Source organism: Nocardioides fonticola (genome assembly GCF_039536805.1).
Taxonomy (GTDB): Bacteria; Actinomycetota; Actinomycetes; order Propionibacteriales; family Nocardioidaceae; genus Nocardioides; species Nocardioides fonticola.
In genome coordinates this window covers 53,268-70,188 of the sequence record NZ_BAAAZH010000017.1, presented here as the reverse complement: position 1 = coordinate 70,188, position 16,921 = coordinate 53,268, and the positions used below count along the sequence as shown (strand labels likewise).

The 16,921-nt window shown below is 73.8% G+C and carries 17 protein-coding genes and 1 riboswitch; of the genes, 7 read left to right on the top strand and 10 right to left on the bottom strand.

What is annotated here, in order from left to right; translation table 11 throughout:
- The first annotated feature begins 46 nt into the window (after positions 1-46).
- Positions 47-1,354, top strand: a complete 1,308-nt coding sequence (locus ABD671_RS12660) for a D-arabinono-1,4-lactone oxidase (protein ID WP_344733744.1) — start codon at positions 47-49, stop codon at positions 1,352-1,354.
- Between the two features lie 7 nt (positions 1,355-1,361).
- Here ABD671_RS12660 and ABD671_RS12655 read toward each other — a convergent pair whose 3' ends face one another.
- Positions 1,362-1,925: a TetR/AcrR family transcriptional regulator gene (locus tag ABD671_RS12655; protein ID WP_344733742.1), complete on the bottom strand. Its 564-nt coding sequence runs from the start codon at positions 1,923-1,925 to the stop codon at positions 1,362-1,364.
- A gap of 568 nt (positions 1,926-2,493) precedes the next feature.
- Here ABD671_RS12655 and ABD671_RS12650 point away from each other — a divergent pair.
- Together ABD671_RS12650 and ABD671_RS12645 are read left to right on the top strand one after the other, a co-directional pair.
- Positions 2,494-3,564: an NAD(P)H-dependent amine dehydrogenase family protein gene (locus tag ABD671_RS12650; RefSeq protein WP_344733741.1), complete on the top strand. Its 1,071-nt coding sequence runs from the start codon at positions 2,494-2,496 to the stop codon at positions 3,562-3,564.
- Positions 3,561-4,364 carry a glucose 1-dehydrogenase gene (locus ABD671_RS12645; protein ID WP_344733740.1) on the top strand — a complete coding sequence of 268 codons (804 nt, stop codon included), beginning with the start codon at positions 3,561-3,563 and terminating at the stop codon, positions 4,362-4,364. The genes ABD671_RS12650 and ABD671_RS12645 overlap by 4 nt, the downstream gene beginning before the upstream one ends.
- Here ABD671_RS12645 and ABD671_RS12640 read toward each other — a convergent pair.
- The 5 genes from ABD671_RS12640 to thiM form a co-directional block, all read right to left on the bottom strand.
- On the bottom strand, positions 4,250-4,816 hold the full coding sequence (locus tag ABD671_RS12640; protein WP_344733739.1) for a hypothetical protein: 567 nt from the start codon (positions 4,814-4,816) through the stop codon (positions 4,250-4,252). The two genes, ABD671_RS12645 and ABD671_RS12640, sit on opposite strands and share 115 nt — an antisense overlap.
- Positions 4,813-5,460 (bottom strand): TetR family transcriptional regulator, encoded by a 648-nt coding sequence (locus ABD671_RS12635; RefSeq protein ID WP_344733738.1) that lies wholly within the window; start codon positions 5,458-5,460, stop codon positions 4,813-4,815. Before ABD671_RS12635 ends, ABD671_RS12640 begins: the two co-directional genes overlap by 4 nt.
- 11 nt (positions 5,461-5,471) lie before the next feature.
- Entirely contained in the window at positions 5,472-6,362 is an 891-nt protein-coding gene (gene thiD / locus ABD671_RS12630; protein WP_344733737.1) for a bifunctional hydroxymethylpyrimidine kinase/phosphomethylpyrimidine kinase, read from the bottom strand.
- Positions 6,359-7,015, bottom strand: coding sequence for a thiamine phosphate synthase (gene thiE / locus ABD671_RS12625; protein ID WP_344733736.1), 657 nt, complete (start codon positions 7,013-7,015; stop codon positions 6,359-6,361). Before thiE ends, thiD begins: the two co-directional genes overlap by 4 nt.
- Entirely contained in the window at positions 7,012-7,818 is an 807-nt protein-coding gene (gene thiM / locus ABD671_RS12620) for a hydroxyethylthiazole kinase (RefSeq protein WP_344733735.1), read from the bottom strand. The genes thiE and thiM overlap by 4 nt, the downstream gene beginning before the upstream one ends.
- Positions 7,807-7,911: riboswitch (TPP riboswitch) on the bottom strand. It overlaps the preceding gene by 12 nt.
- 293 nt (positions 7,912-8,204) lie before the next feature.
- Between thiM and ABD671_RS12615 the strand changes: the two genes are divergently transcribed.
- The 4 genes from ABD671_RS12615 (at position 8,205) to ABD671_RS12600 (ending at position 12,581) form a co-directional block, all read left to right on the top strand.
- Positions 8,205-8,972 (top strand): hypothetical protein, encoded by a 768-nt coding sequence (locus ABD671_RS12615; RefSeq protein WP_344733734.1) that lies wholly within the window; start codon positions 8,205-8,207, stop codon positions 8,970-8,972.
- 97 nt (positions 8,973-9,069) lie between these two features.
- Positions 9,070-9,756, top strand: a complete 687-nt coding sequence (locus tag ABD671_RS12610) for a TetR/AcrR family transcriptional regulator (protein ID WP_344733733.1) — start codon at positions 9,070-9,072, stop codon at positions 9,754-9,756.
- Positions 9,757-9,786: 30 nt separating this feature from the next.
- Positions 9,787-11,370, top strand: a complete 1,584-nt coding sequence (locus ABD671_RS12605; RefSeq protein WP_344733732.1) for a M28 family peptidase — start codon at positions 9,787-9,789, stop codon at positions 11,368-11,370.
- A gap of 20 nt (positions 11,371-11,390) precedes the next feature.
- A complete protein-coding gene (locus ABD671_RS12600; protein ID WP_344733731.1) occupies positions 11,391-12,581 on the top strand; it encodes a lipase family protein in 1,191 nt (396 codons plus the stop codon).
- A gap of 13 nt (positions 12,582-12,594) precedes the next feature.
- Here the strand turns inward: ABD671_RS12600 and ABD671_RS12595 are convergent, their stop codons facing one another.
- The 4 genes from ABD671_RS12595 to ABD671_RS12580 form a co-directional block, all read right to left on the bottom strand.
- On the bottom strand, positions 12,595-13,638 hold the full coding sequence (locus ABD671_RS12595; RefSeq protein WP_344733730.1) for an NADPH:quinone oxidoreductase family protein: 1,044 nt from the start codon (positions 13,636-13,638) through the stop codon (positions 12,595-12,597).
- Positions 13,639-13,655: 17 nt separating this feature from the next.
- Positions 13,656-14,267: a TetR/AcrR family transcriptional regulator gene (locus ABD671_RS12590; RefSeq protein ID WP_344733729.1), complete on the bottom strand. Its 612-nt coding sequence runs from the start codon at positions 14,265-14,267 to the stop codon at positions 13,656-13,658.
- 67 nt (positions 14,268-14,334) lie between these two features.
- Positions 14,335-15,792 (bottom strand): protein adenylyltransferase SelO, encoded by a 1,458-nt coding sequence (locus ABD671_RS12585; RefSeq protein WP_344733728.1) that lies wholly within the window; start codon positions 15,790-15,792, stop codon positions 14,335-14,337.
- A gap of 52 nt (positions 15,793-15,844) precedes the next feature.
- Positions 15,845-16,921: glycoside hydrolase family 3 C-terminal domain-containing protein (locus ABD671_RS12580; RefSeq protein ID WP_344733727.1), on the bottom strand; the 1,077-nt coding region annotated here is incomplete at its 5' end.

The following is a 16,921-nucleotide window of genomic DNA, read 5'->3' as shown; positions in this document are numbered from 1 at the left end:
AGGGTAGCATCCTCCCGTTCGTTCGAACGACCGAGAAGGGGAGACGATGGGCGAGCTCTGGAGCAACTGGGCCGGACAGCAGGTGTGCGCGCCCGCGCGCGTCGAGCGGCCGGGCAGCGAGGACGAGCTCGCCGAGACCGTCGCGAAGGCCGCCGCCGAGGGCCGCGGCGTGCGCCCCGTCGGCAGCGGCCACTCCTTCACCGACACCTGTCTCACCGACGGCGTGATGATCGACCAGACCCACATGCAGCGCCTCCTCGACGTCGACACCGCCACCGGCCGGGTCACCGTCGAGGCCGGCATCAAGCTGCACACCCTCACCGCCGAGCTCGCCCGCCACGGCCTGGCTCTGGAGAACCAGGGCGACATCGACGCCCAGTCCCTCGCCGGCGCGCTCGCCACCGCCACCCACGGCACCGGCGCCCGCTTCCGCAACCTCTCCGCGCAGGTGCTCGGCTGCCGCCTGGTCACCGCCTCCGGCGAGGTGCTCGAGATCGACGAGGCCAGCGACCCCGACGCCTGGCGCGCGGCCCGGGTCTCCCTCGGCGCCCTGGGCGTCATCTCCCAGTACACGTTGCAGTGCGTGCCCGCCTTCCGCATCCACCGCATCGACGAGCCGCGCCCGATCCGTGAGGTGCTCGCGCACCTCGACGAGCTGGTCGAGGGCCACGACCACTTCGAGATGCTCGCCCTGCCGCACACCGACACCGCGCTCACCCTCGCCTCGCGCCGCACCGACGAGCCGGCCGACCCGCCCGGCCGCTTCGAGGCCTGGCTCAACGACGACTTCGTGCCCAACACGGTGGTCGGCGCTCTCGCCGGACTCGGCCGCCGCGTGCCGACGCAGGTGCCGCGCATCGCCCGGCTCATGGCGCGCGTCGCTGGTCGCTACGAGCAGCTCGACGCCAGCCACCGCGTCTTCGCCCACGACCGGCGGGTGCGCTTCACCGAGATGGAGTACGCGATCCCGCGCGAGCACCTCGCCGAGGCGTTCAGTCGGGTGATGGCGGTGATCGCCGATCGCCGCCTGCCCGTGCTGTTCCCGATCGAGGTGCGCTTCACCGCCGCGGACGACGCGTTCCTCTCCACTGCGCACGGTCGCGAGACCGGGTACATCGCCGTCCACCAGGTCGTCGGCGCGGAGTTCGAGACCTACTTCCGCGCGGTCGAGGCGATCATGGACGACTACGACGGCCGCCCGCACTGGGGCAAGCGGCACTACCAGACCGCCGCGACCCTCGCACCGCGCTACCCCGGCTGGGAGGCCTTCGCTGCGGTGCGCGCCCACCTCGACCCCGAGGGCGTCTTCACCAACGACTACGTGCGCCGGGTGCTCGGGCCGCCGTCCGTGTGACCCGGGGCTAGGGGCCCGCGCCGGCGCCCGGGCCGGCGAGGAAGCGCGCGATCGCGTCGTCGAGCGAGGGGCCCTCGCCGATCGCCAGCCGACGCAGCTCGAGGCCGTCGACCATCGCCGCGAGCAGCGGCGCCACCCGCTCGGCGTCCGGGACGCCGATCGCTCGCAGTGCCGCTGCCCCCACCCGCTCGTAGGCGGCGTAGCAGCGAGCGGACGCCGCCGCGAGGTCGCGGTTGCGGGTGGCGTGCAGGTTCAGCTCGAACTGGGCGATCTGGGCGCGGCGCCCGGCCTGGTCCTCGATGATCTCCCGCGTCACCTCGAGGGCCTCCGTGAGCGAGAGGGTCGTGCCCTCCAGAGCCTGCGCCACCGTCTCGAGGCGGGCGACCTCGCCGTCGACGAAAGCCTCGAGTGTGCGGGCGAGCAGGTCGTCCTGGCTGGCGAAGTGATAGGTCAACGTGCCCAGGGAGACGCCGGCCGCCTTGGCGACCAGGCGGTTGCTCAGGCCAGCGATGCCGTGCTCGCCGATGAGGTCGAGCGTGACCGCGAGGATCCGCTCACGTACCTCGCTCACCGCACCTCCTGGCCCTCGGCGCGTGGGCGCCTGGTGCGAACGGTAGTCGGTGGGCGGTCTCCGGTGCCGGTGGGTGGTCGGGTGCGGGGGTTTCGAGGCTCGCTGCGCTCGCACCTCAACCACCGGTTCGGCTCGCTGCGCTCGCACCTCAACCACCGGGTGGCGTCGGTGGTCGAGGTGCGAGGAGCGTTAGCGACGAGCCGCGAGACCCGGTGAGTCGGACGGCGTCCGGTGCTGGGGGTCGTGCGGGTGCGGGGGTTTCGAGGCTCGCTCCGCTCGCACCTCAACCGCCGGGTGCGCTCGCACCTCAACCGCCGGGTGCGCTCGCACCTCAACCGCCGGGTGGCGTCGGTGGTCGAGGTGCGAGGAGCGCTGGCGACGAGCCGCGAGACCCGGTGAGTCGGACGGCGTCCGGTACTGGGGGTCGTGCGGGTGCGGGGGTTTCGAGGCTCGCTGCGCTCGCACCTCAACCACCGGGTGGGCTCGCTGCGCTCGCACCTCAACCGCCCGTTCCACTGGGAGCCACTTGCCCGTTGACAGTGACTCCCACAAGTGTCTGAATCGGCGCATGGCGATCCGAGTGGTGCAGTGGGCGACCGGCGGGGTGGGCAAGGCGGCGATCGAGGCGGTGCTGGCGCATCCCGATCTCGAGCTGGTGGGCACGTGGGTGCATTCCGATGCCAAGCACGGCAAGGACGTCGGGGAGATCCTCGGCATCGAGCCGGTCGGGGTCGCGGCCACCACGAGCCAGGAGGAGATCCTCGCTCTCGATGCCGATTGCGTCGTCTACAGCCCGCTGCTGCCGAACGAGGCCGAGGTCGTCGCGCTGCTGCGCTCGGGCAAGGACGTCGTCACCCCGGTCGGCTGGATCTACCCCGACCTCGCCGCGTGCGGCGCGATCCTGGAGGCCTGCGAGGAGGGCGGGACGACGCTGCACGGCACCGGCATCCACCCCGGCGGCATCACCGAGCGGTTCCCGCTCATGGTCTCCGCGCTCAGCGCCTCGGTCACGCACGTGCGGGCCGAGGAGTTCAGCGACCTGCGCACCTACAACGCTCCCGACGTCGTCCGGCACATCATGGGCTTCGGAGTGGGCCCCGAGGAGGCGATGGCCGGGCCGATCGTCGGCCTGCTCGGTGCGGGCTTCAAGGCCTCGGTGCGCATGATCGTGGCCGAGATGGGCTTCGACGCCGACCCCGAGCTCGTCACCGAGCAGGAGGTCGCGGTCGCCACCGCCCCCATCGAGTGCCCGGTCGGCGTCATCGAGCCCGGGCAGGTGGCGGCGCGTCGCTTCCACTGGCGTGCGGTCGTGGACGGCGTCCCGGTGGTCACCGCGAGCGTCAACTGGCTGATGGGGGAGGAGCACCTCGAGCCGGCGTGGGACTTCGGGCCGACCGGCGAGCGGTTCGAGGTCGAGATCAGCGGCGACCCCGATGTGCTGCTCACCTTCAAGGGCCTGCAGCCGGAGACGATCGAGGAGGGGCTGATCCGCAACCCCGGCATCGTCGTCACCGCCAACCACTGTGTGAGCGCGATCCCCTACGTCGTCGCCGCCGAGCCCGGCATCAAGACCTACCTCGACCTGCCGCTGCTGGCCGGTCGCGCCGCGCCGCACCTGGGCACCGGACGCCGGCGGTGATCCTCGACGACTTCCGCCTCGACGGCCGGGTCGCCGTCGTCACCGGCGGCGGCCAGGGCATCGGGCGCGGCATCGCGATCGGCTTGGCCGAGGCGGGTGCGCAGGTCGTCGTCGGCGCGCGGACGGCGTCCGACCTCGACGAGGTGGTCGCCACCATCGAGGACGCCGGCGGGCGGGCCACCGCGGTCGTCTCCGACGTGCTCGTGGACGACGACCGGCGCCGCCTCATCGATACCGCGGTACAGACCTACGGGCGACTCGATGTGCTGGTGAACAACGCCGGCGGCACCGGACCGCGGCCCGCGATGGCCACCTCCGAGCGGTTCTTCGAGACCGCGCTGCGGTTCAACGTCACCGCGCCGTTCCTCCTGTGTCAGTCGGCCGCGCAGGCGATGGTCGACACCGCGGGCAGCGGATCCATCGTCAACATCTCCTCGCGTTCCTCCGACATGGTGCTCGGCTCGTTCGCCGCCTACGGCGCGGGCAAGGCCGCGCTCAACATGCTCACCCGCGACCTCGCCGGGGAGTTCGCACCGCACGTGCGTGTGAACGCGATCCTCGTCGGCGGCGTCGCCACGCAGGGCCTGGAGGTGGTGCTCACCGACGACGCGCTGCGCGCGCAGTTCGAGGCCAACACCCCGATGCGGCGTCCCGGCACCCCGCGCGACATCGCGTGCGCCGCGCTCTATCTCGCCTCGCCCGCGTCGTCCTGGGTCACCGGGTCGCTCATGAAGGTCGACGGGGGCTGCGAGCGCCCGGCGATCGACGTCCCGGCGCCGCCGCTGCGGCCGTCGTCCTGACGCACCCGCAGCAGCACCAGCACGGGCACCAGCAGCCACGGCAGGTTGATCGGCACGTACGTCGCCAGGTGCGGCGGGCTGTCGGGGCCGAGGAACGTCTGCATGAAGTAGAAGTACATGTTCACGATCGCGCTGACGGCGTAGACGATCGCGGCTGTGCGCAGCCAGGGCCAGTCCTTGCGGAGGCCGTAGCCGATGAGCAGCACGACCAGCAGCGGCAACTGCACGAACGCGTCGTACAGCAGGGACGCCTGCAGGGTCGGTGGCATCACCAGGTGCTGCGGTTCCTGCTCGACGGCCCACGTGTGCAGGGCCCGCAGCGGCGGCCACGGGCTGTCCGGAGCGACCGGCACCCCCAGCGCTTCCGGGAGGCTGAGCACCAGGGCATTGAGGATGCCCAGCGCGTAGGACGGCAGCAGGACGACGTCCCACCGGCTCCGGCGCGCCGTCATCGCGCCGCCCGCGAGGGACGCCGCGGTGCGGTCTCCTCGAACCCGTGCCGGGCCAGGTCGAGCGCCCTGCCGGTGAGGTCGTGCAGCGACGGCCCGCCGTCGTCGGCCAGCCACAGCTCGTAGGCGTACTCGACGGCCGCGAGCAGGGAGCGCACGAGCACCCCTGCCTGCAGCTGCCGGGCCCGGGAGGGGCGACCGAGCCGTCGGGCGACCGCGGCGATCAGCTCGTCGCGCTCCTCCCTGCTGAGCAGCGAGGCCCGTCGCAGCTCCAGGGGTGCCGAGGCCTTCGCCCGGCGCCACAGCTCGGCCCACTCGTCGTCGTCGACGAACTGCGAGGTGCGGGCGAGGATCGCCGCGGCCACCGAGGCGGCGGCGTCCTCGTCGTCGGGGCGCTCGTGGAAGCGCGCGAGGATCTGCGCCCGCCCGCGCTGCGTGGCACCGAGCAGCAGCTGCTCCTTGGTCGGCACGTGGCGGAAGAAGGTGCTCGGCGAGATGCCGACGGCCTCCGCGATCGCCTCGGTCGTCACCTGGTCGTAGCCGTGGGTGGCGAACAGGCGCAGCGCTGTCTGCTCGATCTCCGCGCGCAGCGCCAGCCGCTGCCGCTCACGCAGCGGGATCGGCCGGTCGTCGGCGTCGGACTCCACGGCCCTGAGCCTCATCCAGGATGGGAGTCACCGTCAACATCGGAGCGTCTGACGCCGTGGTGCACCGGCCCGTGCCCGGTGTAGGGGCCCGGCGCCGTGCCGGTGCCGCCGATCACGAGGCCATCGGCGGCCCGCAGGGCCCGCGTCAGGTAGTCCTTCGCCGCGCGGACGGCGCTCGGCCAGTCGGGCTGTCGCGGCCGTTCGACCGCGATCGCCGAGGAGAGCGTGCAGCCGGTGCCGTGGGTGTTGGCGGTCGCGACGCGGGGCGCCGAGATCGCCTCGACGCCGTCTGGGCCCGCCAACTGGTCGACCGCCTCCGCGCCGTCCAGGTGCCCACCCTTGACCAGGCACCAGCCGACCCCGAGGTCGCGCAGCGCACGCGCCTGGTCGGCGGCCTCGGACGGCGTCCGCGCGACCTCGGCGCCCAGCAGCACCGCGGCCTCGGGCAGGTTCGGGGTCGCCAGGTCGGCGAGGGGGAGCAGCTCCTCGCGCAGCACCGTCTCGGCCTCGGCGGCGAGCAACCGGTCGCCGGAGGTCGCGACCATGACCGGATCGAGCACCACCACCGGCGGTCGCGCGCCGGCCCGCAGCTCGCGCAGCGCGGCGGCGATCGCGCGGGCGACCTCGGCATCGGTGGTCATCCCGATCTTCACCGCGTCCAGCGCCACGTCGGCGCACAGGGTGGCGAGCTGGTCGGCGACGACGTCGGCGGGCACGGCGAAGACCCGGGTGACCCCGAGCGTGCTCTGCGCGGTGAGCCCCGTCAGCACCGCGCAGCCGTAGCCGCCGAGGGCGGCGAAGGTCTTGAGGTCGGCCTGGATGCCCGCACCGCCGCTGGGATCCGAGCCCGCGATCGTCAGCGCCACCACCGGATGGCCGGCCGGCCGCATCCGTGCGCTCATGCGGCCGCCTCCCGCCAGCGCGCCCGCAGGGTGGCGGCCGCCGCCCCCGGATCGGGTCGTCCGCAGATCGCGGAGACGACCGCGATCCCATGGGCTCCGGCCGCGCGCACCGCGGCGAGATCGGCGCGGTCGACGCCCCCGATCGCCACGCAGGGCAGGGGAGTGGCCGCGCAGACGCGGGCCAGGCCGTCGAGGCCGCAGGGCGCAGCGGCGTCCGGCTTCGAGGCGGTCGCCAGCACCGGCCCGACCCCGAGCAGGTCGACGGTGCCGGGCGGCAGCGCGCTCGCCTCCTGCGCCTGCTCCGGGGTGTGCACCGACAGTCCGAGGTGGGCGCGGGGGCCGAGCAGTCGCCGGGCGGTCACGGGGTCGAGGTCGGACTGCCCCACATGGACGCCGTCCGCGCCGATCGCGAGCGCGACGTCCACGCGGTCGTCGACGATGAGCGGCACCCCGGTGCCCCGGAGGTCGCGCAGCAGCGCCTCGCCCAACGCCACCAGCTCGCGGGTCGTCGCCCGCGGATCCCGCACCTGCACCGCCGTCGCCCCGCCCGCCACAGCCGCGCGCACGGTGGCCAGGACGCCGTCCGGGCCGCCGCACAGGGCGGTGTCGGTGACGAGGTAGAGGGTGGGATCGAGGACGACGCGCGCCCTCACGCCGACCCCGCACGCGTCGCGACGCTCCCGGCGTCGACGGCGGCGAGTCGGTCGAGCAGGGCGACGGCGAACGTGCCGGGCCCCGACGATGCGGCGGCCGCCTCCTCGGCGGCGACGCACAGCCACGCGGTCGCCGCGGCGGCGGCCAGCACGGCGTCGTCCTCGACGGCGGCGCAGGCGGCGACCAGTGCCCCAAGTGCGCATCCGACCCCGGTGACGCGGGTCATCAGCGAGTGCCCGGCCGCGATGCGCACGACCCGGTCGCCGTCGGTGATGAGGTCGCGGGGCCCGCTCACCGCCACCACCGTGGTGTGACGGCGCGCGAGGTCGCGCGCGATGTCGGCGACGTCGTCGGGTGCGGCCAACGAGTCGACGCCGCGTCCGCCCGCACCGCCGGCGAGTGCGGCGATCTCCGAGGCGTTGCCACGCACGACCGCGGGACGGCGTCCGAGCAGCTCGCCGGCCAGCGCCGTGCGCACCGGCAGCACGCCGATCGCGACCGGGTCGAGCACCCACGGCACGCCCGCGCGGGCCGCGGCGCCCACCGCGGCGTCGATGCCCCCGATCTGCACCGGCGTCAGCGTGCCGAGGTTGACCAGCAGCCCGCCGGCGACACCGGCGAGCACGCCGGCCTCCTCCGCGGTGTCGACCATCGCCGGGGAGGCGCCGGCGGCGAGGAGCACGTTGGCCGTCACGTTCGTGACGACGCTGTTGGTGATGCAGTGCACCAGGGGTGCGTGCGCACGCACGCGGTCGACGACGTCGGCCAGCCCGAGGGCAGGGGTCGGTGCGGTGGTGGTCATGGGCGTCCCTTCGCTAGCACTACCTAGACAGGTTCGACGGGTGCTTCTCAGCCCTGCCGGTCGACGACCGGCACGGCGCCCCGCGCCGAGATCGACGGTACCCGCGCGCTGGTGACCGCCCGCCGTCCCCTGGGATGGGGCGGCTGCGGCGGTTGCGACGGATGGTGCGGACGGGGTCGCAGCGTCGCCGCCGACTGCGTCGAGCGGGTGACCGGCGACCTCCCGAGGGGCGATACTGGTCCTCCGACGACTGCTCCTCGTCGGTCTGGTCCCGGATCCCCCCGAAAGCCGTGATGACCGCACCTCCCCCTCCCCCTGTCCACCCTTCCCACGCAGCACCAGCCCCCATAGCCCCCAGCTCCGGCCCCGCCGTCCCGACGGGTCGTGTGGTCGCGTTCGCCGGCGCCCGCCCGGGCGTGGGCGCGACCGGCGTCGCGGTCGGCGTCGCCGCGCTCGCGGCCCGTGCCGGCAACCGCGTGCTGCTCCTCGACGCGGTCGAGGACGGCGTGCTCGCGCAACGCCTCGGCGCGCGCCCGGACGCCGTCACCGGCGGCCCGCTGGAGGTCCGGCCCGGGTTGCGGCTGCTGCGCGCCCCGGCCGACGCCGCGCGCGTCCACGGCCGGTCGGCCGACCTCGTGGTCCTCGACACCGGTGCCGGGCCGGCCGGACGTCAGGCGGTCGCGGCCGTGGCCGACCACGTCGTCCTCCTCACCGCCCCCGATCCGCAGGCGATCGAGCGGCTGATCGCCGAGGTCGACATCGGCCCGCGCGCCGAGGTCGCGGGGCCCCGGCTCCTCGGCGTCGTCGTGGTCGGCCTCCCCGCCGAGCCGCGCCAGCCCTTCGTCGAGGTGCGGCGGCTGCTGCGGGGTCGCTGGGGCGAGACGCTGCCCGTGCTCGACCGTCCCGTGCGGTCGGCTCCGTTCGCGGCCTGGCTGGCCCAGAGCCACGCCCTCCCCCTCCACGAACTGCTGGAGCGCCCGGACGTCGTCCCGGCCGGCCATCCGCGCCGCTCGGAGATCGCCGGACTCGCCGCCGACCACCGCCACCTCGGCCAGGCCCTGATCGAGGCGATCACCCGTGCCGAGGACCACCCCGCCGAGGGCTGGGCGATGCGCTGGAACCCGCCGTTGCGCTCGTCGTCCCGGTCGGCCTGATCGCCGGGTCGGACGCCGGGGTCGGAGGCCGGGTCGGACGCCGGCGGGGACCGCGGTTCTCGACCCTGCGGGGCGGACTGATGTCACCATGTGCCGCGTGAGTGGAGTCCCCGTTGCGTCGATCGACGTCGTGACGGACGGCGTGTTCTTCACGGCGCCAGGATCGCTGCCGCGGGGTCGCAACGCGCTTCCGCGCGAGCAGGTCGCCGCCGCACAGCGCGAGCGCATCCTCATCGCCGCCACGGAACTGCTCGCGGCCTCGGGGGCGGCCGAGGTGGGCCCGAAGGAGATCTGTCTACGGGCGAAGGTCTCCTTGAGTTCCTTCTACGCCATGTTCCCCTCGCGCGATGCCTGCGTCTTCGCCGCCTACGACCGATTCATCGAGGTACTGCTCGGGCGGCTGATCGCGATCGATGGCGCCGGACTGTCCTGGCGGGCCTACATGGGCGCCATCCTGGCGACCTATCTCGGTGCCCTGGAGGCCGACCCCGTCGTCGGCCGCGCCTTCCAGGTGCAGATGGACGCGATGGGCGAGCCGGCGCGGGCCCGGCGGCGCGCCGCCCTCTCGGCGATCGCCCGCCTGCTCCACGACAAGCATGTGGCCTGGGAGCCCGCTGCGGTGGGTCGGCTCCCCTTCGATGCCTACCTGTCGGGCGTCTACGGCATCCGGCAGTTGGCCGCCGATCTGCTCGAGGAGGGACGCGTCAGCGACCTGCCGGCGCTCGCGGAGCAGGCGACCGCCTGGGTGAGCCTGATGTTCGGGGCCGGTCCAGACCAGGGATAGCTCTCGAATGTAATGATCGTTACTCAGAACATGAGCGACGTCACTCCGGCCACCACCCCGTCGGCCGCCCTCTCGCGGCGCGGGGTCGTCGCCGCCGTCCCGACCCTCGGCGCCCTCGCCCTCGGCGCTGCCGTCCTCCCGTCCTCCGCGGCCCTGGCGACCGCGCCTCGCGATCGTCTGCTCCCCGGCCGGGCCTCGATGATGCGCACCGTCGAGCATCTGGTCTCCCTCGCCCCCCGCGCGACGGGGACGCCGGGTGGTCGCCGGGCCGCGGAGTACGTCGCCGAGCGGTTCCGTCGAGCCGGCCTGGACGAGGTCTACATCGAGCCCTCGGTCTCCTACTCCTGGGAGGCGACCGAGGCGAGCCTGGAGATCGCGGGCCGACGCATCCGGCAGCACCCGGTGTCGTTCTCCTTCATCGGCGGCCCCGAGGCGACTGGACGGCGCACCCTCGGCCCGGGCGGTCTCGAGGCCGAGGTGGTCGATCTCGGCGGCCTGCCGCTGAGCGCCCTCGCGGGTCTCGGGGTCGCGGGGAAGATCGTGATGGTCGACCTGAAGTTCCTGACGCCGTTGGTCGCCCTCACTCCCTTCATGGAGTTCATCAACGACCCCGACGGCGGCATCCTCGACGCGCAGACCCTGCTCTCGCCGAACCCCTACATCACGACGCTGCCCCAGACGATCGACGCCCTGCAGGCCGCGGGCGCGGCGGGCATGATCGGCGTTCTGGCCGACTACTTCGAGTCCGATCGCTACCACAACGAGTACTACCGCCGCTCGCCCATGACGATCCCGGGCATGTGGGTGACCCGCCGCGAAGCGGCTCGCGTGCGCCGACTGCTGGCCGAGGAGCCGACCGCGACGATGCGGATGACCACGGTGCGACGCAAGGTGGTCGCCCGCCAGCCCATCGGCATCCTGTACGGCACCGAGCGTTCGCCCGACGCGGCGCCGGAGACGGTGATGGTGCAGTCGCATCACGACTCCCTGGGGCCGGGCGCGGTCGAGGACGGCACCGGCACCTCGCAGGTGGTGGCTCTCGCGGAGTACTACGGCGGCCTGGCCCGGCGTGGTCGGCGCAGCGGCAAGACGCTGATGTTCACGACCTTCGACACCCACTTCACCGGTTATCACGCCCACATGCACTTCGTGGACGCCTACGTGAAGGACCCCGCGACCCCCTACCGGATCGTCGCCAACCTCACGATCGAGCATGTCGCCAAGAAGGGGCGGATCGGCCCGGATCGTTCCTTGCAACTGCTGGACGAGCCAGAGCCGCGCGGCTACTTCGAGAACCTCTCGCTGCCCGGGAAGGCGATGCTCATCCAGGCACTCCTGGATCACGACCTCGGCGCGGCGACGTTGCTCAACGCCACCCCGCTCCAACCGGTCGGCATCCCGACGGATGCCTCGTTCGTGATGGCGGCCGGCGTCCCGACGGCAAGTCTCATCGCCGGGCCGATCTACCTCTACGACGAGGCCGATGACCTCGACGCGGTCGCCCAGGACCAGCTCGTGCCCGTCCTGCGTGCCAATCGCGACATCGTGGACTGGATGCTCGCCACGCCGTCCGATCGGATCGGTCTGCTGCCCGCGGTCCCGGGTCTGACGTGAGTGGTCGGATCGCCCCGGGGGTGGCGGCTGTTTTGGCCGCCGTCCTGGCCGCCGTCCTGGCCGCCGTCACGGCACCGGTCGCCGTCCGGCCCGCAGGTGCGGCGTACGGGACGACGTCCTGGTCACCCTCCGGCGTCACTGCGCCCGCCGTCCCCGGCACGGTTCCGGAGGGTGCGGGACGCGCCTTCGTGCTGCGCTACGAGGTCGACGCCGCGGACGGGCGACGACGACCGGCCACGGGGCTCGTGCTGGTGCCGCCCGGGCCGATGCCCGCCGCGGGTTGGCCACTGGTGGTCTACGGCCACATGACCACCGGGGCGGCCGACCGATGTGCGCCCTCGAGCGGTCGCGTGCCGCCCGGCGACGATCTGCGACGGGCCGAACAGGGCGACGCTCTGACGACCCGACTGCTGTCTGCTGGGGTCGCGGTCGCCCGCCCGGACTTCGAGGGCCTCGGCGTCGCTGGTGGCCACCCCTACCTGATGGGCGGCTCGCTGGGCGAGTCGATGGTCGCGATGGTCGCGGCGACGTCGCGGGTCCTGCCGCTCGAGGGGCGCTGGGTCGCGGCCGGGCACTCCGAGGGCGCCGTCGCCGCCATGAATGCAGGGGATCGACGTCGTCGGTCCCCCGCGGGGTTGCGGCTCGTCGGCATCGAGGCCATCACCCCGGTCACCCGCATGGAGCGCCTCATCGAGGTGCTGCAGGGTGTGCCGGTCGTCGTTCCCGAGGCGACGCCGGTGTTGACGGGTCTGGCCGCACTGCTGCTCAAGGGACTCTCGGTCCAGAGCCCGGCCTTCAAGCGTCTGCTGTTGCAGGAGGGCGGGCTGAGCGATCGGGCCCGCGCGGTGTGGCCGCACCTCGAGCGACGCTGTCTGGCTGGGCTCGGTGAGGCCGACTCCTGGGGTGGTCTGGCGCCCGCCGAGATCCTCGGGCCTCGGGGTCAGGAGGCCTCGCGGCTGCTGCGCGATCACCTGGCCCGCACCGACGTCCGGCGGCTGCCGCTGCGGCCTGTGCCGGTGCGGATCGAGGAGGGGCTCCTCGACGCCGTCGCCCCGGCTCCCTTCACCGAACTGCTGGCGCGCGAACTCGGCGATCGCGGAGTCGATGTGACCCTCGCGCGGTGGGCCGCCGACCATTCGGGCACCAACAGCGAAACCTACGCGGTCCCCGCGGCCGCGGCCTGGATCCTCGCGCGGCTCGGAGTGGGATGAGGGCCGGGTCCGGCTAGAGGCGCACCACCACGCGGCCCATGGTCTCGCGGCGCTCCTGACGCTCCATCGCCGCCGGGAGGTCGTCGAAGCCGATCTCCTCCGTCACGACGGTCCGTACCGTGCCGGCGGCGATGAGCTCCAACAGCTTCCGGTGAGCGATCTGTCCGTCGGCGCGGCTGGGCCAGTTGAAGCCGAGCGTCGCCCTCGTGCCGAGCGGATCGTTCGTGTAGACCAGGCAGACGCCGACGAGGGAGAAGTTGCCGTAGAGCGCGGGAGACATCGCGATCGGCTGGCCGTCGAGGGTGATGTCGGAGCTGTAGCCGACGATGAGGTGCCGGCCGTTCATCCCCATGCAGCGGAAGGTCTCGGTCGTCACCTCGCCGCCGATCGTGTCGAGCGCGACGTCGACGCCGTGCCCGAAGGTCGCGTCGTTGACGGCGTCCGCGAAGCCGCCATTGCGGTAGTCGATGACCACGTCGGCTCCGAGCGAGCGCGCGAACTCCACCTTCTCCGGGCCGCCCGCCGTGGCGATCACCCGTGCGCCGAGCGCCTTGCCGAGCTGGACGACGGCGGATCCCACGCCGCCGGCGGCGGCGTGCACGAGGAGGGTCTCGCCCGGCTGGAGGCGGGCCCGCTCGGTGAGGGCGAACCACCCGAGGTGGAAGGGGTAATGCAGGGCCGCGGCCTCGGCGTCGCTCATCCAGTCGGGCACGAGTTGCGTGGTGGCGGCGTCGACGACGGCGTACTCGGCGAAGCCGCCGTGCGCGAAGACCGGGATGCCGAGCACGCGGCGTCCCAGGAGGTGCTCGGCTCCGGCGCCGGCCGACTCGACGACGCCGACCGACTCCATGCCGGGCACGAAGGGGGGCGGGAGCGGCATCATCACGTAGCGCCCGCGCACCACGTCGGCGTCGTTGAGGTTCACGCAGAACGCCGCCACCTTCACCCTCACCTCGCCGGGACCCGGGGCCCGGACCGGAACGGTCTGCTGCTCGAGGACGGCCGTGGGATCGCCGAGGGCGGTCGCCACCCAGGCGCGCGCACTGATCTGCTCCATGCAGCGGGACCGTATCGTTACGGAGTCTCCGTAACAAGGGAGGGGGACCAGGTCGCCCGCGCGGTCCGGACCGCCACGGCGATGGTCGCCGCGACGCCGGCGCGCGCCTCCGCGGGGCTGCGCACCAGGGCCGGATAGGTGAGGCTCGCGTGGAAGGCATCGAAGGTCGGATCGATCAGATCGGGCCGGTCGGCCACCCCGGGCAGCGCTGCCGTGACGATGGCCGCGTAGGCGTCGCGCACCGGATCGGTCGCCCACGCGCGCAACTCCCGCTCGCCGGCGCCGTCGAGGTCGGCGCTGTGGGCCGCGAGGATCTGGGGGAGCGCAGCCCGCACCACCGGCGTCAGCAGGCTCTCGACCAGATCGGCGCCGAGGCGGCCGAGGTCGGCCTCCAGGTCGCCGGTCGGCCGCGGTGGCGTCCACTCGGAGACGGGGAAGACCGCGGCCTCGACCAGGGCCAGCTTCGTCGGCCACCGGCGGTACACCGTCGGCTGGCCGACGCCGGCATGCGCCGCGACCCGCTGGAAGGTCACGGCCTCCCAGCCCCCGTCGGTGAGCAGCGCGCGGACGGCGTCGAGGATCGCAGCGTCCGCCTGGGGATCGCGGGGCCTCCCGCCGCTGCCAGCCATCGCTCCTCCACTCCGATCGGTCAGCGGGAACCTATCGGGTGCCGGTCGGGTGCCGGTCGGGTGCCGGTCAGGTGCCGCAGTACGTCGTGTACGGCGCGGCGGCCGGGTCCGGCTCCGCGTAGCGCTCGAAGCCGTCGCGCGCGGCGTAGGGCGAGCGGACGGCGTCGAGCAGGCGGTGCAGCGGAGCCAGGTCGGCGTCGGTCTCGGCCGCGGCCAGCGCCTCCTCGACCAGGTGGTTGCGCGGGATGTACACCGGGTTGACGGCGTCCATGGCCGCGGCGTCCGGTCCGAGGGCCCGCCAGGTGGCCAGCCAGGCGTCGAACGCCTCGAGGTCGAGCACCAGGCCGCGGGCCGGCTCCGCATCGCCGCGCGCCGCGTCGGCGAGCCGGCGCCAGAACGAGGTGTGGTCGACGCGCGCGGCCGCCATCAGATCGAGCAGCGGTTCGATGACGGCGTCGGCGGCCTCGGGGTCGGCTGCGGCCAGGCCCAGCTTCGCGCGGTAGCCGGCACGCAGGGCGGAGGAGTAGGTGGTGCCGAAACCCTGCAACGCCTCGGTGACCAGCGCGATGGCGGTCTCCTCGGACTCGTCGACGAGCGGCAGCAGCGCCTCGGCGAGCCGGGCGAGGTTCCACGCCGCGATGCCGGGCTGGTTGCGGTAGGCGTAGCGGCCGTCGCGGTCGATCGAGCTGAAGACGGTGGTGGGGTCGAAGGCGTCGAGGAAGGCGCAGGGCCCGTAGTCGATGGTCTCGCCCGAGAGCGTCATGTTGTCGGTGTTCATGACCCCGTGCACGAAGCCCACGAGCATCCAGCGGGCCACCAGGTCGGCCTGGGCGGCCACGACCGCCCGGAACAGCGCCAGGGCCGGACGCTCGTCGTCGGCGGCCTCCGGGTGGTGCCGGGCGATGGCCAGGTCGACGACGCGGCGCAGCAGGTCGACGTCGTCGAGGGCGCGGGCGTGCTGCACCGTGCCGACCCGCAGGTGACTGGAGGCCACGCGGGCGAGGACGGCGCCGGGCAGCGTCTCCTCCCGCTGCACGGCCCGCCCGGTGGCGACGACGGCGAGCGACCGCGTGGTCGGGATGCCGAGCGCGTGCATGGCCTCGCTGATCACGTACTCGCGCAGCATCGGGCCGAGCGCGGCCAACCCGTCGCCGCCGCGGGCGAACGGGGTGCGGCCCGATCCCTTCAGGTGCAGGTCGCGCAGCCGCCCCTCGGCGTCCTCGAGCTCGCCGAGCAGCAGGGCGCGGCCGTCGCCGAGACGTGCGAACCCGCCGAACTGGTGGCCGGCGTAGGCCTGCGCCACCGGCGAGGCGCCCGCGGGCGGCTCGGTGCCGGTGAGCAGACCGAGCCCCTCGGGGGAGCGGAGCCGCTCGGGGTCGAGGCCGAGCTCACGCGCCAGCGGCTCGTTGAGCACCACCAGCTGCGGCTGCGGTGGGGCCGCCGCCCGCACCGGGACGGCGAGCTCGGGCAGCTCGTCGGCGAAACGGTGCTGGAGGACGGCGAGGGTCGTCGGCGCCGGGGACATGCTCCGAGCCTACGCAGGCGCGGTCGGATGTCCCCGTCTCCCGGATGCAGGCTCAGCCCATCCGCACCGCATCGCGCAGCGGCAGGTCGCGCGAGGACGAGCCGATGAGGATGCCGTAGGAGCCCGGGGTGACGATCCACCCGTGCCGCGCCACGCTCCACTGCGAGAACGCGCGCCGGTCGAGTCGGATCGTCACCACCCGCGAGGCGCCCGGCTTCAGCCGGATCTTCGTGAAGCCCTTCAGCTGCCGCGGAGGCTCCCCGGCAGCGTCCGGGGACGACACGTACACCTGCGGCACCGCGGCACCGGCCCGGTCGCCGGTGTTGCGCACCCGCAGCCGGACGACGGCGCCGTCGCCCTCGCGCGTCACCTGGAGGTCGGAGAAGGAGAAGGTCGTGTACCCCAGGCCGAAGCCGAACGGGAAGAGCGGCTTCACGTCCTGCGCGTCGTACCAGCGGTAGCCGACCTCGAGCTTCTCCGCGTACGTCGCCACCCCGTTCACCCCGGGATAGGCTGCCGCGGCGAAGGGGTGCTGCGCCTCGTCGCGCGGGAGGGTCTGCGGGAGCCGGCCGCCGGGCTCGTCGGCCCCGTAGATGATGCGTGCGAGCGAGCGCCCGTGCTCGATCCCGCCGAACCACGGCAGCAGGACGGCGGCTGCGTTCTTCAGCCACGGCATCCGCACCGGCCCACCGGTGTCGAGGACGACGACGTTGTTCGGGTTGGCCGCGGTGACCGCGTTGATCATCCGCTCCTGATCGATCGGCAGGTCCTGGCACACGAGCGTCACGCAGGCCGCGGGCGACATCGACAGGTCGGAGCGGTCCGATCCCTCACTCGAGCCGTCGGCGGCCACGACGATCGCGAGGTCGGCCACCGAGGCCGCGATGGTGGCGTCGAGGATCGTCGACCCGTCGGCGTAGATGATGCGGTCGCCGTGGGTGGCGGCCTCGTCGAGCATCCCCTGGAGCGGCGAGACGATGCGGGGCGGCAGGCCGGAGCCGTGGGAGGAGCCGCCGCCGCCGGTGGAGCTGGCGGCGCCGAGCGGGTTGGCCGCGTAGCCGATGACGGCGATGGTGCGGCCGCCGTCCTGCGGGCCGTCGCCGAGCGGCAGGATGCCGTCGTTCTTCAG